The sequence below is a fragment of the Devosia sp. genome (assembly GCF_034675085.1).
In the GTDB taxonomy this organism is placed as follows: Bacteria; Pseudomonadota; Alphaproteobacteria; order Rhizobiales; family Devosiaceae; genus Devosia.
In genome coordinates this window covers 1-15,234 of record NZ_JAUCDN010000045.1, presented here as the reverse complement: position 1 = coordinate 15,234, position 15,234 = coordinate 1, and the positions used below count along the sequence as shown (strand labels likewise).

Annotated in this window: 10 protein-coding genes and 1 pseudogene; 5 read left to right on the top strand and 6 right to left on the bottom strand. The window is 62.2% G+C overall.

What is annotated here, in order from left to right; translation table 11 throughout:
* The first annotated feature begins 181 nt into the window (after nt 1–181).
* Nucleotides 182–436 carry a hypothetical protein gene (locus tag VDP82_RS04875; protein WP_323013720.1) on the top strand — a complete coding sequence of 85 codons (255 nt, stop codon included), beginning with the start codon at nt 182–184 and terminating at the stop codon, nt 434–436.
* A gap of 75 nt (nt 437–511) precedes the next feature.
* On the opposite strand, the gene VDP82_RS04870 is transcribed toward VDP82_RS04875, so the two are convergent.
* From VDP82_RS04870 to VDP82_RS04850, 5 genes are all read right to left on the bottom strand, one after another.
* The gene (locus VDP82_RS04870; RefSeq protein ID WP_323013719.1) at nt 512–1,231 is read right to left on the bottom strand and encodes a hypothetical protein; all 720 of its coding nucleotides are present in this window, start codon (nt 1,229–1,231) and stop codon (nt 512–514) included.
* Nucleotides 1,228–3,462 carry a vWA domain-containing protein gene (locus tag VDP82_RS04865; RefSeq protein ID WP_323013718.1) on the bottom strand — a complete coding sequence of 745 codons (2,235 nt, stop codon included), beginning with the start codon at nt 3,460–3,462 and terminating at the stop codon, nt 1,228–1,230. Before VDP82_RS04865 ends, VDP82_RS04870 begins: the two co-directional genes overlap by 4 nt.
* 82 nt (nt 3,463–3,544) lie before the next feature.
* The gene (locus tag VDP82_RS04860; RefSeq protein WP_323013717.1) at nt 3,545–5,236 is read right to left on the bottom strand and encodes an alpha/beta fold hydrolase; all 1,692 of its coding nucleotides are present in this window, start codon (nt 5,234–5,236) and stop codon (nt 3,545–3,547) included.
* 83 nt (nt 5,237–5,319) lie between these two features.
* The gene (locus VDP82_RS04855) at nt 5,320–6,300 is read right to left on the bottom strand and encodes a hypothetical protein (RefSeq protein WP_323013716.1); all 981 of its coding nucleotides are present in this window, start codon (nt 6,298–6,300) and stop codon (nt 5,320–5,322) included.
* A 345-nt stretch (nt 6,301–6,645) separates the two neighbouring features.
* Entirely contained in the window at nt 6,646–7,023 is a 378-nt protein-coding gene (locus VDP82_RS04850) for a hypothetical protein (protein ID WP_323013715.1), read from the bottom strand.
* Between the two features lie 873 nt (nt 7,024–7,896).
* Here VDP82_RS04850 and VDP82_RS04845 point away from each other — a divergent pair.
* The 4 genes from VDP82_RS04845 to VDP82_RS04830 are packed head-to-tail and all read left to right on the top strand — an operon-like array spanning nt 7,897 to nt 14,697.
* Nucleotides 7,897–9,411 (top strand): Wadjet anti-phage system protein JetA family protein, encoded by a 1,515-nt coding sequence (locus VDP82_RS04845; protein WP_323013714.1) that lies wholly within the window; start codon nt 7,897–7,899, stop codon nt 9,409–9,411.
* Nucleotides 9,401–10,081 carry a DUF4194 domain-containing protein gene (locus VDP82_RS04840; protein WP_323013713.1) on the top strand — a complete coding sequence of 227 codons (681 nt, stop codon included), beginning with the start codon at nt 9,401–9,403 and terminating at the stop codon, nt 10,079–10,081. The genes VDP82_RS04845 and VDP82_RS04840 overlap by 11 nt, the downstream gene beginning before the upstream one ends.
* Nucleotides 10,078–13,524 (top strand): SbcC/MukB-like Walker B domain-containing protein, encoded by a 3,447-nt coding sequence (locus VDP82_RS04835; protein ID WP_323013712.1) that lies wholly within the window; start codon nt 10,078–10,080, stop codon nt 13,522–13,524. Before VDP82_RS04840 ends, VDP82_RS04835 begins: the two co-directional genes overlap by 4 nt.
* A 36-nt stretch (nt 13,525–13,560) precedes the next feature.
* Nucleotides 13,561–14,697: a Wadjet anti-phage system protein JetD domain-containing protein gene (locus VDP82_RS04830; protein ID WP_323013711.1), complete on the top strand. Its 1,137-nt coding sequence runs from the start codon at nt 13,561–13,563 to the stop codon at nt 14,695–14,697.
* Nucleotides 14,698–14,943: 246 nt separating this feature from the next.
* Here VDP82_RS04830 and VDP82_RS04825 read toward each other — a convergent pair.
* Nucleotides 14,944–15,234 (bottom strand): annotated as a pseudogene (locus VDP82_RS04825) (TonB-dependent receptor plug domain-containing protein); the annotation flags it as partial.

The following is a 15,234-nucleotide window of genomic DNA, read 5'->3' as shown; positions in this document are numbered from 1 at the left end:
CTCGCCATTGAGCCACCACGTCAACCGGAGCGCAAACGCGAAGGCGGAGGGGCTATCGAGAGAAGTGACCCCATTTCCACCATATAGGCGGGTGTCGTAGAGGGGGGGAGGGGCGTCCATCTTTGGTCATATTCCATCCTGGCTACAACAGCCTGAAAATTCAAAACTCGATCAGGTCACCGTGCTGACGGCAATCCATCTCCATAAGGCGAAATCCACATCATGCACGCGCGCAACGATTTTGTCGTGCTGCATATCCCACGCGAGCGATCCCGAGGACATTCGACTGCTGCTGGATCGCGGTGCGGACGCCACGATACGCGACAAGGGCGGCAAGCGCCCAATCGATCCCGTGTCGCGCCCTCAAAAAGAAATCCGCTCCATCCTGAAAATAGCTGGAAAAGAGGGAGGAAAGGTATGGATGGAATTTGAATAAAGACCCTCCAGCGTCATTTTCTCGTTGCCGCAGCAATCGCCGGCCGGCTCGGCCTTTGGCTGGTCGCGGGTTACATCAGCCTTCGATCCGCGCGAAATCGACCTCTATGTTCACGCGGCAGTTTCCAAGTCCCGCTGCATCGATCACAGCCTGCGACACACCTCTTGCCGTGATATTGACGCCGACCGTGATGGCAACGGCACGCGGGCTGGTCAGGCGGGCATCATAGGCGACGCCGACATCGACCATTGCGGTCGGTCCCGGCCGGCCGGCGCGCGGCCCCGCGCCGGAAAAATGGTTGTCGCCGATCTTGGTCCAGCGGATTGCTGCGGCAGCGCCTCCCATGCGGATTTTGTCGGGATGGAATGCGCCGCTCCAAGTCATCCGGCGGGCGAAAACCATCTGCTCGGCGAGGCCCGCCAGCATCGGTTCCAGCATGGTGGGGCATTGCGAAACCGCTTGCCGCCGAATCGTGCCGCGCCACTCACCGTCTTCGGGCGCGATCGCCTCGAACAGTTCGAGCGGACACTGGCCGTCGCCGCCAGCCGCAAAGTCGATCTCCTCTAGGCTCAAGGGTGACCAGATATAGCTCCCCTCATATTCGACCAGGGTGAGCGTACCGCCGGTGCTTGGCGGCGCAACCCCCAGCACCAGGCCGGCCTCCTCGGCGGTAACCGAACTCAAGGCGCAACGGCAGCCTTCGGCGCCACATTGCGCCACGACGAGTTTCTCATAAGACTGCGCCGAAACAGCCGGCGACAGAATAGTCAGAAGCGCGACGATCCATTTCCTCATGATTTGCTCCAGCCCGGAACAATGGCGCCCAGAGCATCGCCGCTGGCGGGCGGGACAAAAGGCTTGCCGCCGAAACGGTCATCGTCTGCGGGCGCGTAGGCGAGGCTGGGCAGGATCACAGCCAGCGCCGCGAGCGCTGCCGGCTCGGGCTGGCCGGGGATGCAGAGCGGCCCGGCGGCGCTTTCGGCGCAGACGCCATTGCTCTCAAACCAGCGGATGGGGTTCAGCAGCAGCACGGGATTGCCGTTCGGCCCGAGAAAGGTCGCCGTGGGACGATTGGCCTTCGCGCCGCCGGCCGTTTCGTAGAGGAACGGCGCGTCCGAGGACCAGCCTGCCGGCAAGGTGAAGGCGAGGTCGATCGGATCGGCAATGGCGCAGGGCTGCGGCCCCGCGCAAATATGGGCCCGTTCGTCTGGCTGGTCCTCGCCGCCTGGGCTGAGGAGTCCGGACCGCGGAATGGTGAAGGCGTTGGGGCCCTGTGCAGTGATATCCACGCGCCCGGCAAAAACGTCATTGCCCGCTTCGCCCAGCACGTCATAGGCGCCAGGCAGGAACTGCTCCGTCACCGGGCCGGTGACAGCTTCCTGCATCGCCCAGGCTTCGGGCGGCAGATTCTGTCCCGGCAGCGGCGTTGCCGACCAGGAGATCGCCAGTTCCAGCCCACCGGTATCGATCTGGAAGGTGGCGGCGACGAGCGCGCCCAAGTCTTGGTCTTCGGGCAGAACCGCATCAGCGGCGAGGACCTCGATCGGGCGGGTTGCAACTATCTCCGTATCGGCCAGCTTGTAGCGCAGTTCGTATCGGCCGGGCTCATCCGGCATGGTGAGCAGAACCGGATTGTTGTCCCGTACATAGGCATAGGTCAGGTAGCTATCGCTGCCGGGAATAGCGAGCTGGATATTGTCATAGTCGGCGTCCGGCCCCACCCAGCCGATGGCGACTTCGCTGCCCGCCAGCACCCTATCCGGCGCAGTCATCGATACTGTTTCCTCCGTCACCACGATGGGCCGTGTGGCGATGACGAACTGGTCGCGGAACTTGTAGCGCAACTCGTAGTCGCCGGGCTCGCCGGGCATGAGCAACTCGGCCGGGTTGCCATCCGCCACATAGACATAGGTCCAGCGTTCGCCGTCGCCGGGCAGGCCGATCTCGATCGTGTCCAATTCAGCCGCCGGACCGGTCCAGGCGATCCGCGCAACCTGCCCAGCCTGCGCCGTTTCGGGCGCATCGAGCGTGGCTTCCGGCAGCGGTTCCTGCGCTATATAGGGCCGCACCAGCATCAGCACGCCGTCCTTGATGCCGGACGACCAACCCTCGGAAAGATCGTAAGCGCTGTAGTCCATCTCGGACGATGCGCCATAGGCGAAGCACCGCGCCTCGGCGACGAAAAGGCTGCCCGCCGGCTCATAGCGCCAGGCCGCGCATTGTGCGTCGCCCGTGCAAATGGCAGCGCATTGCGGCGCCGTGCCATCGGCGGGGAAGTCGAACGGCGCCACAGCGCTTTCCGGGGCGCCCGTGGTCTGGCCGGTGGGCGCCAGTGCGATGCCGGGCATGTCGGGCGCGCCGGGGAAATAACTCCGCTGCGTCGGGGGCGTTGTCACCAGCGGTTCGGACGACGCCACGGTTTCCAGGAGGGCTTCAGCGAGGCCATCGGCATCGGCGGCATCGAAATATCGCCCGCCGGTCCCGGTCGCGAGGCACGAAACCTGCGCGCTTTCCGCCTGCGACAGGCCAAGCCCGATGACATGGGCGGTAAAGTTGAGGCCGGCCTGCTCCAGCTCATTGGCCAGCGCGCAGGGGTCGGCGTTGCAGGTTTCCAGCCCGTCGGTGACCAGGACGACCGTTGCAGCGTCTTCGGTATAGCGCAGCGCCTCCGCCGCCTGCCGGACCGCGTCGGACAGCGGCGTCTTGCCGAGGAAGCGCATGCCGTTCACCGCTTGCGAGATCGCGGCGCCCGTGCCAGGCGCCGGCGGCACGACAAGTTCGATGTCGCCGCAATTGCCCTTTTCGCGGTGGCCATAGGCAATCAGGCCGATTTCCTGATCCGCCGGAACCTGGGCGAGCACGTTGCCGACGGTATCGCGGGCAATCTCCAGCTTGGGCCGACCGTCTATCTGACCCCACATCGAGCCCGATCCGTCCATGACGATGATCGCACGGGGCGACTGCGCCATGGCCGGCGGTGCGCCCAGGCACAGAACAAAAAACAGGGCCAGAACGATCCATCTCATGCGGCAATCTCCTCCGGGTGGGAGGCGACACTAGCGGGTGGCCGCATCGGGGCGCATGTACCAGTTGGTATAGAGGCGGACGTCAGGCCAGCCCGGCCCTTGCGGCATACGCGGCGGCCTGCTCGTAGATCAACCCGGCATGAGTCAGCGGCATGGTGTGGCCGGCATCCTCGACAATGCGAAACCGGCCGGCGGGGAGCCTCGCGGCGACTTGCTCGACCGCCTGCCGGGAAACGGTGCGGCTCAAGGCGCCATGCAGCAGTTCCACCGGCGTTCCCACCTGGCTGCCCCAGTCGCTCCAGTCCACATTGGTCAGCAGCATATCCTGGCGGAAGCCGCGTGCCTCCTGCGCGGCGATAAAGCGATAGGTGCCGTCCAGGGCGGCGGCGTGGTGGGGCTGGCTCCAGGTTTCCCGATCGAAGTCGCAGCCGCTGAAAAATAGCTCCGGCAGGATGGACACTCCCTGCCGCTGCACCTGCGCCAGCCCGAGCGCGACCAGCATGTCCATCAGCTTGGGAACCCTTTGCGCAGCCCAGGCATGGATACGATGCGCCTTGGGCATGTCGGCGGTTTGCGACCATGACAGCATGGGGGGCGTCGCGGGGGCGGCCACGATGGCGGCAATCCGCTCCGGCGCAAGCCGCGCCAGCCAGAAGGCCACGAGCGTGCCGATGTCATGAGCGATCAGTACAGCCCGTTCCACGCCCTGTCGATCCATCATGAACAGGACATCCTGCGCCATCGCCTCGGCCTGATTATGCCCCGGCAATGGGTCCGTCCGGCCGTAGCCCGGCTTTTCCGCCGCCAGGACCCGCAGCCCGGCGGCGTCGGCAATGGCGCGCTCGGACAGGGTTTCTCCGATGCCGAACAGCGCGCCGTGAACCAGAACCACGGGCGCGCCATCGGACCGCCCAAAGCACCTGACGCCGATCGTGCGGTTGCCACGGCTTATGGTGGACAATTCAAGCCGGCTGTCGATGCTGCGCGACATTATCGGGGCCGGCTGCTGCAATTGGTTCCAGGCGGAAGCGGCAGCCGCCACCAGCGCCACCGCCTGCGCCTGCGCGCCCACGCCGAGCTTGCTCAGAATGGCCTTGATCTGCTGGCGAACTGTCCCCAGCGAACGGCCGTCGCGCATGGCTATGTCTTCGGCGCCCTGACCGGACATCATTGCGTCCAGGACTGCGCCTTCGCGCGCGGTCAGGCCAAAAGCCCGGCGCAAATTGTCCATAAGCCCGTCGGGCCAGGCCCAACTGACGACGGTGAGCAGATAGGCATCCTGCTCCGGCAACCGCCGGCCCGCCAGGACCAGCCGACGATTGTTCGACATATATCCGCCCAGCAGCATTGAGGCCTCGCGGCCGGCATGGCGGCAACGATCCGCAAAAGCGTCAAAGTCAGCCCGGGTCAGTCCCAATGCGCCGATAACGGCCCCCGGCCCGAGATCGAATTCCCGGCTCGCCTCCGGGTTTGCCGCCAGGATCAGCCCGCCCGGCGATAGCGCGAACGCCGCCGTGGCGAACGCATCGACGGCGGCCTCGATGGCGCATCTGCGCGCCAGGATCGAGCGGTTGAGCGCATGTCTTCCCGGCGTCAGGTAGCGTGCGGCAAGCATCGCCAAAGCATCGTCCTGATGCTCGAACCGATCCGCCAGCGCGCCTACAAGCTCATGGAACCCCGTCCCCGGATCGCCCTCACGGATCTGTTCGCGCAGGCCAAGAACTTCCGCCACCAGATCGACGGGTGGTTTCTCGCTATAGTCCGCTTGCCCCATGCAAACTCGATCCGATGACAGTTTCGCGCCGCAACTCAAGCCGAATTGCATTGTCGATGCAAGTATGTCGGCAGCGCCCAGTTCTAGGGGGAAACGTCAGCACGTGCCGTCGAGCCGCCTGGGCGCCAGCCGGCCGCCTTGTCCTTGATGGTGTTGAACTGCTTGGAAAGACTGGAGAGTTTGGCATCCCATTCGGGATTGGGGGTCTGTCCTTCGACGGTGCGGAAATAGACATCCATCATGCAGGCGATGGCGAATGGCTCGATCAGCGCCGCCTTGACCGCCCAGGCGAAGATCAGCGCGAAGACGAAGCCGCCGGCCGACCAGGCGCCAGGAACGAGCCAGACCAGGGCGGTAGCCGGCGCCAGCATCAGCAGGAAGACGAGAAAGGACAGCCCACAGACGATTAGCGTCAGCCAGGCGGCATTCTTGAGCATGGGCTTATAATTCTGCCCATAGAGCACCAGGGCCGTCCGCGCCGATGCCCAAGGATTGGTCGAGCCGGTGCGGATGGCATGCGCCAGGATCACCTCATCGACGAAGCCTACCGCGATATTGAGAAAGGCCCTCAGGAGGCCGGTCACCTGCTGCAGGCCGGGAATGGGCAGGATTGACGCGATGCCCTGCATCAGTCCAGTGACTGCGCGCAGAACGCCCTTCACCAACTGGTCGACGGCGAACAACAGGCTAGCCTCGCCGAAGCGCTGCTTGACCACCGCGGTCGCGTAGGCCAACTGCGGCTTGCCGCCGGGTATCTGCCGCCCGTCGAGCAGTTCGACCAGGACGGCGATATGGCCAGCCTTGACAATATAGAGGATATATTCGCGCAGGAAATAAAGTATGCCGGCCGTGAGGCCGAAGCCGATGGCGCCACCCCAGAAGACCGATCCGGCGCGGAAATCCTCGTCACCGAAGGCGCCGACGCCCCAGCCGATACCGGCGCCCGCGCCGGTGACGAGAACATAAGCCACAGCGATGCCGGCATAGATGGCGACCCGCAATAGGATGAAGGGCATGGTCCTGCCCATGAGCCCGAGCGAACGGGAAATGGAAAAATCCCACATTATCGGGCCTGCCGCAGTAAAGCGTTAAGGGGCTTGAGCATTTGGGACGTCTCCTTGATTGCGGGCTGAACGGGTGACATCCCAACGGCTAGGGCAATGCAACGATCTTCGCATGTCCAAAATGGTATAGGCAATCCAGATCGCTGACGCTCATTTACCAACGCAGTTCTGTCACTTAGGTCTGCAATTCTCGCTCATCCTGCAGCTATGATGATGGCGAGTGTTCGCAGAGCGCGGCCGGCGAGCGCTGCGTTCATGGCCAGCGGGGTGGACTGGCCCTTCCGGCTATCGCCACGATCCTGCTGAGTCTGCGGTTCGCTCCCCGGTAGCGTGCCGCGATCGACCTCAGCTCTCCGGCAACAGTTCGTTCAACATATCCACGGCGCCGATGAAGAAGCACTGTGCAGGATCGTAGCTCATCTCGTCGATGCGCCCCGTTTCGGCCGCTCGTTCGAACTCGTAGGCAATCTGGGTAACGGCCTCGCCTTGCATGGTCGTGAGGTGCTCCGGGAAGATTCCGAGCAGATCCGCTTCCGCGCCAATCTTACGCTCGATGTGCCCGCCCACCTCGGCGATGGTCCGCTCGTTCATGCCATCCCGCACCGGCCCCTGCGCATCGCCGGCGATGAAGCGCTCCACCTGCCGCCGTTGGTTGTCGAAATGCAGCTTGTCGAAGCCCTCGAATGCCTTTGCGTCCATCCCCTCAGCCTGCGCCAGCACCACTTGCCGCGCCCGCGAGACTGCCATGTCCGACCGGTACCAAAATGCGTCTCATTGTGGTCAGCTGCGTTTGCCGATAAACGGCAGCTTTTGGGAAATCACTGAGGTACCTTGAACGGCCGAAATGAGGGGCGCTAAACTGCCACCTATTTGGCCGTAGAAACTGAAATTTCCCAGCAATTACAGTGCCCACCTATATCGCAGCGGGTGCGCCAATAATTTTAAATATTTAGCTGGAAATCACCGTTTCAAGTCGAGCCGCTAAAATGGCCCTTTGAAACGGTTTTGGTAAATTGGATAGTATGTCGTGATCTAACGAAATTGCGGTTTTACCGGCGTGCAAAAGAGTGTTTAGGGCTGGGAAGACCCTCAAACAGCCGGTGGCAGAATTGCGAAACCGCATTTCCTGATCAGGTCCCCTCCAGCCGTTATGTTTGATTGCCGCCCGTCTTCTGGCTCAGGAAGTGGTGAGGCGGCGGGCCTAGGATGAAGGTTAACCCATTTCACCAGCCTTATAACGCCCTAACCGTCATTCTGCGTCGGTTGCGGCGCGGTCTACAGGATTGCAGTGAAATTAGGCTGCCGACGGCACAGTCGCGACGGGCACGAGTCCAGACTATCGAGGCTCGCAGGCGAAATTTTCAAAGGCGAGTCCGCGCTATTGGCTGCTGTAAGCAGCTCGTAGCTGGGAAACCAGTGCTCCCGTTTGACCTGAATCCCACGAGGGCTCAAGTGGCATTGATGTGACCGATTCGATCATTCGAAACAACCTGAGGCAGGTTATCCATCGCTCAATGGAGAGCTGAGGAACTAAGCGACTTGCCATCATCACAGCTTGAAAACTAACATAGTCAAGAAGTTGGCCCGGGGCGCGACTTGCTGTTCAAGTATCTTCACGACGACGCATTCCTGATCTTTTCGCGAGGCAACAAGCATCTCTACGAGGCTTGCCTATTGCAGATTCATGCCCGTTATTTCGAGACTGGCACGCAGTTCCCCACCCCACAGGAAATCGTCCACGTCATCTACGATGTGATGGCAACGAACCCCACCCTGCTTACGGATGAGGGCGAGCTGCAGTCCTTGCCCGATATCGTCTCGACGCGGCGTCGCCGCATCCGTTTCGTCGGGGACTCCAGCAGAGGAGGTGACAAGGCGCTCCGCCTCGCCTCTCATATCTACGCTCGCCTGGTCGACACGGGCTGGCTCGAGGAAGAGGAATACGGGTTGCGCATCACCGTCGACATGCCGATGGGTGCGCTGCTGGTGATGCAGCGCCTGGCAAGCCTGCAGAAGGATGTTAGACGACGGTTCGGCGGCCTGGTGGTCCAAATAAAGGTCAGCCTCGAGAACGCGGCCAAGTCCGCTGGCTCGCCTGATGCGCGGACTAAGAGCGATGCGTCGCAGGCCCTGGATGCAGCTCTCGAACATGTTGGCGACTTCACCAAGACGCTGCGGGCCATTCTCTCCGACCTGAGGCGCATCCGGAAATCGCTGCTCGAGGCTTCGAACCTGAGGGAGCGCATCGCGACCTATTTCGACCAGTTCATCGGCGAGCTCCTGCTGAGGGACTTCCAATCCATCCTCACCACCAACCATCCTTACAGGCACCGGGACAGGATCATCGAACTAGCCCGCGAGCTGTCGCTGGACCGGGGTGTCATGCTGGCCCTGGCCGAAGGCTACGTGACGAGCGGGATCTCGCCGACCTTGGACGATGGCTACCGCCAAGCCGCCCACAACCTCCTTTCCATCGAGACGACCTTCGAGACCATCGGCGAGATGTTCGAACGCGTGTCCCAGTTCCGTCGGGGTCTCGAGAGCAGGCTGCGCAACACTGTGCGATACGCCGAGCAAGGCGACAAAGGCCTCGTGGCACGATCGGAGGCCATCGTGCGACAGCTCGAAGGGCTGTTATCCGCTCAACCCGACCGGTACGAGACGGCCACTGTCCCTTCGCCCATCCAGAAGCGCAGCCAGCCACTTTCGGAGAAGCTTTTCCCGGCGCGGCGCCAGCCGCGGCAACCCATTCAGATATCGGCGCTAACCAAGCGCTCGCTCGATCCGCTGTATCTGATGCGCAAGAAGCTCAAGGGCGAATTTCTCGCGCGGATGAACCCCACCCCCGAGCGCGTGAAGGAATACCTCGGCGCCCTGCTCCCGGCGCCCGGAGCGATCGAGGCCAATGTAGTGGACATAGCTTCACTGGATGATTTCCTAGCCTTCGACGCCGCCCGCCGCATGGCGGTCACGGGCGCCGTCCCGGATGAATTCTCAGGCGTGTTCGAGATCAGGTTGAACGAGGACGCTCCGCCGCATGACGGCGAGTGGTTGCGTTGCACCAACTTCACGATCCTGAGGTTTTCGGAGAATTCCAGCTATGCTTTCTGAGTTCGTCGAGGTCGAGGCCAATTTCGGCGAGGAGAAGGGCGCCGACCTTCGTCGCGCCTGCCGATACCTGATCCGAAACCAATTCGTCTTCAATGGCCGCGGCCTTGCCAACATCTACGACACCCTGACCGACGCCAGGTTCCGGCGGGTAGTGGGCGAGTTCTTCGACTGCATCGGCTACTCGGTGCACTATGGATCGTCGGAAGATCAGTGGGTGGGCATCATGCCGACCGACGACGATGCTGGTGGCGGCCGACTGCGGTTGGACGAGACCATCGGCCTCTTGGTGGTCGCAGCGCAATGGCAATCGGACGTGGACAGGAGCGAGATCCAGGACCGCGCCGTGGTCCGCACGACATTCAACGTTCTCTACGAACGTTACAAGGACAGCATTCAGAAGGTCAGTAGCGCTGCTATCCAAAAGGCACGCTTCCTCGAGATTTTGCGTGAAATGGCAAGCCGGCATCTCGTCTTCATCGGCGAGGAGGACCGAGATTTGCAGGACCGCGAGATAGACATTCGCCCCATGATCAAGCTGGTCAGCGGCGACGACGTCTTGAGGCGGATCGAGAGTTATGCGCGGCAGGAGCTTGTGATGGCTAGCCCCACCCTGAGGGCCGAGCTCATGGACGGCATGCAGGGCGGCGAGTCAGAGGAGCAGACATCATGAGGCTGGCCCACATCGCCATGGTACGCTGGCACATGTTCGAGATCGAGGATATCCCGGTCGAGGGCGACATCGGTATTCTCGGCGAGAACCGCTCGGGCAAGTCGACCATTCTGGATCTGCTCCAGATCATCCTGACCGGTGCCAGCTCGACGTACTACCGCCTCAACTCGCCTGCCGGCGACAATGGCGGGGCGAAGAGCAAATCCCAGCGCACGGTCCGTGGCTATTGCCTGGGTCAGCTTGGGGAGAACGACTTCAAGCGCGAAGCCGGTCTGACCTATGTGTCGATGAGCTTCGTGGACCCTGAAGGCGTCCGGCCGCCCGTTACCATCGGTCTTGCGATCGAGGCCAGCCAGAGCGAGAGCGCCGAAATTGTCCTCGGCCGCTTCGTGGCCACCGGAGTGGCGCTCAAGACCTCCGACTTCCTGTCGGACCAGGGCGGCGCGCTCTATCCTCTCGAATGGGATGCCTTTCGGGCAGGGATGGCGGATCGGTTAGGGGCCCAGGGGTTCATTAACCATCGCGATCGCGCGCTCGATTTCGTTCGCGAGTACATGCGACGGCTCGTGCCAGGGATTTCAGCAGGCGAGAAACATGCCTCCGCCATGCTGAAGGCTCTGGTCAACGCCATGATCCTTCCGACCGGACTGTCCGCCACCCAATTCGTGCGCAACTTCATCTTGCCAGAGCAACCGATCCGCATCGCGGAACTCCGAAACTCGATCGAGACCTATCGAGGCGTCGACAAGGCCATTGCCGATATGAAGGCACGACTTGCGGAGCTCAAGGTCATTGAGGAACATATTCTGGCCTATCGCAACGCCGCGCTGCTGGAAGAACTTGAGGGCATGACGGTCAAGCGGGCCAAGTTCCTTGCATCTCTTTGCCGAAACCGAGAGATGAGGATCGAGGTTGCCGCTGCGCAGGAACGGCTGAAACTGCGAGCCGAGGACGTGGAAGACGTCTCTGAGAGGATCTCGGAGATCGAATCGATCATCAACGATACGGTGCATCGCATCGCGGCCAAGAAAATCCAGAGCGGCCTCGGGGACAAGGAGAAACTGGCCAGCTCTTTCGAGGCGCGTATCGTGGATCTCACCACTCAGCTTCGGCGGCGCATCGAGCTAGCCAAGAAGCTGGATGTCGTCGCCAAGCTGCCAGACCTCAACCCCACGATGCGGAGGATTGCCAGCGAATACAACCAGGCTTCCGCATCGGTCAGCGCCGACGGGCGTGCCGACGACATGGCCGCAATCGAGATACAGCTCATCGAAATAGCGGACAGCTTAACCTTGGCACTGGAGCGCCGACGCACATTGGCTCAGGAAGATGCCGCCGGCGCCCGCGCGCGCGTTCAGGAGCTGCGCGCCATGCTTGGGACCGACCCGTCGATGCGGGTTGCGGATGGACACCTCGACCCCGTGACCCGCAATTTGATGCAGGCGCTCCGCCAGGAGAACATGGCGCCTCGGCCGCTCTGCGACGTCATCGAGATCTCGGATCCCGATTGGACCTCGGCCATCGAAGGATTGTTGGGAAGGGACCGCGAAGCGATCCTAGTGGATCGGCAGGACATCGGCCGAGCCACTGCCTTGTTCAAGGCGCGCCGGCGTGAATTCCGAGGTGCTTCGCTGGTCAGCCTCAACAAGATCCGGGACACCGGCGAAACGCCACGTGCCGGTCACCTTCCCAGCCGGATCCACAGCGAGGATCGAGATGCGATGCTCTTCGTCCTGCGGCGCTACGGCAACGTTCGCCTCGCGCACGACATGGCCTCGTTCGAGGCGGAAGGGCGTGCCCTCATGCAGGATGGCCTCTACGACGATGGCCTGGCTCGATACCATCGCGCCGCTGACCCGACCGACTTCAAGATCGGTCGCGGCGCTCAGGCTCAGTTGCTGCAGCATCGCCGCGCCGAGTTGGCGGACAAGGAAGAACTCGCAGCAGCGAATACGCAACTGAGCAAACTTCTCGACGGAGCCCTCAACGCCCTTGGGGAGCTTCAGCAGGAGGGGTCGAGGTTCACCGAGCTTATGGCGGCGCTCTCACAGAGCATCGAAGATGGACGGGCGAACAAAGCCGCGATCGAATCGATCCTCGCCCAGGGCGACGAAGGCTTGAGCGAAAAGCTGCGCGAGAACCGCGCCTTAAAGGAACGAACCTTGGAGCAGAAGCGAGCGCTGGAGCGCGATGTCGCAGAGGATGAAGCAAGTCTTCGATCCAACAGGCAATTGCTTGGTGGTTTCCAGAACGTGCCGGGCTCGATAACGCATCTGACCTTGCAGAAGCGGTTCTTCCTCGAGCACCGACGCGTTTCGCACCTGCCGCCTCGCTACGGCAGGTCAGAATATCGCGAACGCTATCGAGCTTGGTCAGTCCGACATCCGGACGATCACACTGCGAGCCATGTGCATGAACAGCTTATCGACGCTTCTATAACTGCCTTGGAACGGGCGAAAGCTGTCAGGTTGGAGGCGGGCGATGCATCGAGGCGCGCCTTGCGGGGATACTTCGACACCTTTGGTCCGAGCGCGATACTCGGGGCCGAGAGCCCGTTGACGACCGAAGTGCTGCCCTGGCTGCAGTCCAACATCGCCGACATCGAGAACAACGCATTGAGGGAACGCGAACGGGAAGCAGCCGAAGCCGCGGCGCGCGCGCGCAGCCTCTTCCGTAGCGAGTTCATCAACGAGCTAACGAGCCGGATCTCAAACATGGATTGGGAGCTGCGCACGCTCAATGCCAGCATGGCCAACCATCCGTTCCACAACGAACGCTATAGCTTCCACAAGACCCAGGATGCGATCTACGGGCCGATCCTTCGCGTCATCGATATCGCCAAGGCCTCGGACGAAGCCCTGGACATGCTCTTCGCGGACGAGATCCCTGAGGGTTTCGAGTTCGCCGAGACCGTCGGCGAGGTCACGCGACTGCTCGAGGACCCCGACATCGATTTCTCCTCCTTCGAGGACTATCGCAAGTTCTATACCTTCGACTTGCACATGGAGGACCTGACCAACGGGCGCCGGGAACGCTGGGAGGCGCGCCGGCAGACCGGTTCGGGCGCCGAGCAGCAGGTGCCGCTGTACGTCGCCATCGCCGCCTCGCTGGCATCAGTCTATGGCAATAGACCGACCAACAAGACCGCGGGCATGGCGCTGGCCATGTTCGACGAGGCCTTCACCAAGCTCGACGGCAAGAACCAGAGGCAGATGATCTCCTTCCTCAAGGCATTAGGTTTGCAGATCGTCATCGTCGCGCCGCCGGAGAAACGCACCGTCGTGACCGGGTACATCGACACGGTCGTCGAGGTGGATCGGTTCGAGGACGAGGCGACCACTCAGGTGATCAAGCTCAAGCCAGCAGTCAGGGCGGCTGTTGACGCTATAAACCCGGACAACTTAACCGACGAAGAGGTCCGCGGCCGCTTCGCCGCGGAGTAGCCCTTGGCTCGGAAGTTCACAGATGCGGAAGCGCTATTGAACGATCTTCTGGACCGCCACGAATCCGGCGTCGCCAGGCCGCGAGCCTATCCCGACGTCGACGGCTTCGCCGACGTGCATGCCGTGGATCGTTTCGACCGTCGTCTCAGGCATGCCGAGCTCGCAGGGGCGATCTCGATCGTCAAGGGCAAGGGTCGCCAGCAGGACGTGACCACGCGTGTCGACCTCGAGAATCCCGAGCGCGTCTACCGCCACCTTGGGCGCGTGCCGGCAAGGGATGCTGCTCGCGTTGCTCTCGAGGCAGTGCTCTCGGGGCTGGATGTCACCGTTTTCTCATCTGATCTCGAAGAGGTGGCTTCAGCATGGTCCAGCAACAAGCGCTGGTCAGGCCTTGCTCCGGGCGACCGACAAGGGCTTCGAACCTCGTTGATGCTGGCGCAGGCCATTCTCGATCGCCGCCATGAAGGCCTGGATTTCCGCACGTTCTCCAGACGCGTAGGCGGCGACTCCAAGGCCCTCGAGACATTGCAGCAGCCGATCGTTCGCCTGGTCACCCGGGCGCTGGAAGCCTCGCACGATGGCGATCCCAGGGCATATCTGTCGTCTCTCGGCCTCGATCGCTTCGGACCGCCACTGCTTCTCGCCGGACCCGTCGTTCTCGATGACATGGTGGTCCCCAGGACCCTCCCCTATATCGGCCTGCCAGCCACTAGCATCGGGCGCGTCTCTTTCACGGAAACACCGACCTATGTGCTGACAGTCGAGAACCAGACGAGCTTCAACCGTCAGGTTCTCGAGACCGACCCAAACCGGAAAGGCCTGATCATCTACACCGGCGGCTATCCATCCCTGGACATCCAGCGGGCGATCTCATCCATCGCAGCCAGCCTCCCCGAGACCCCATTCTTCCACTGGTCCGACATCGATCCGGAAGGCATATGGATTTTCAGGACCGTAGAACGCGCGGTCGGTCGGCCCGTTTCGCCTCACCTCATGACGGCAGCTCTTGCCGAGGCGGGCGGCTCGCCGCTGACCGGCAGCAAGATCAAGTCTGCCGATTTCGCCCAATCCGCCGTCGCGGAATTGGCGAGTTATTTCGAAAGGCCCGGTGCGAGATGGCTCGAGCAGGAGGAGCTCGATCCGATCGAGCCCGATCCATCGTCGCGAACCTAGTGCTTTACGATGCGGTCGCTCAGCGCACACCCGGACGTGCAATATCGGCTAGCCTGCACTCGATATTGGGAGACCGCTACGATGCCCCAGTTTGCAAAAGTGTTGCAGTTAGGAAGTTTTCGGGTTGTTCGCCTGCCGGACGACTTCCTCTTTCAGGGAGATGAGATCGAAATTTCGCGAGAAGCCGATACTCTGATCCTTCGTCCAGGGAGTGACGCTTCCAGACATCGGGCTTCTTTCCCAGCCGCCGCCCGAGACCTTGCCGGTCAGGCGGTAGGCGAGGTCGCCGGAATCGTTGGCATCACCGATGTCGAAGCCTATATAGGCGTTGCCGAAATTGTTGATGCCGGCTTCGGTGTAACGCAGACGCTCTCCGGTAGGGCGCTTGCCCACATAGTTGATCACGCCACCGACATTGGCACCGCCATAGAGGGCCGAGGCCGGTCCCTTGAGCGCTTCGACCTGATCGAGCAGGAACGGTTCGTGTTGATTGTCGCCAGGAACTGACCCGGGATTGTCATTGAGAAGTGACCCGGT

Bases quoted from the DNA above. Each gene is read 5' to 3' on its own strand.
- VDP82_RS04870 (WP_323013719.1), bottom strand. From the start codon at position 1,231: ATGAGGAAATGGATCGTCGCGCTTCTGACTATTCTGTCGCCGGCTGTT.
- VDP82_RS04840 (WP_323013713.1), top strand. From the start codon at position 9,401: ATGCTTTCTGAGTTCGTCGAGGTCGAGGCCAATTTCGGCGAGGAGAAG.
- VDP82_RS04855 (WP_323013716.1), bottom strand. From the start codon at position 6,300: ATGTGGGATTTTTCCATTTCCCGTTCGCTCGGGCTCATGGGCAGGACC.
- VDP82_RS04865 (WP_323013718.1), bottom strand. From the start codon at position 3,462: ATGAGATGGATCGTTCTGGCCCTGTTTTTTGTTCTGTGCCTGGGCGCA.
- VDP82_RS04860 (WP_323013717.1), bottom strand. From the start codon at position 5,236: ATGGGGCAAGCGGACTATAGCGAGAAACCACCCGTCGATCTGGTGGCG.
- VDP82_RS04835 (WP_323013712.1), top strand. From the start codon at position 10,078: ATGAGGCTGGCCCACATCGCCATGGTACGCTGGCACATGTTCGAGATC.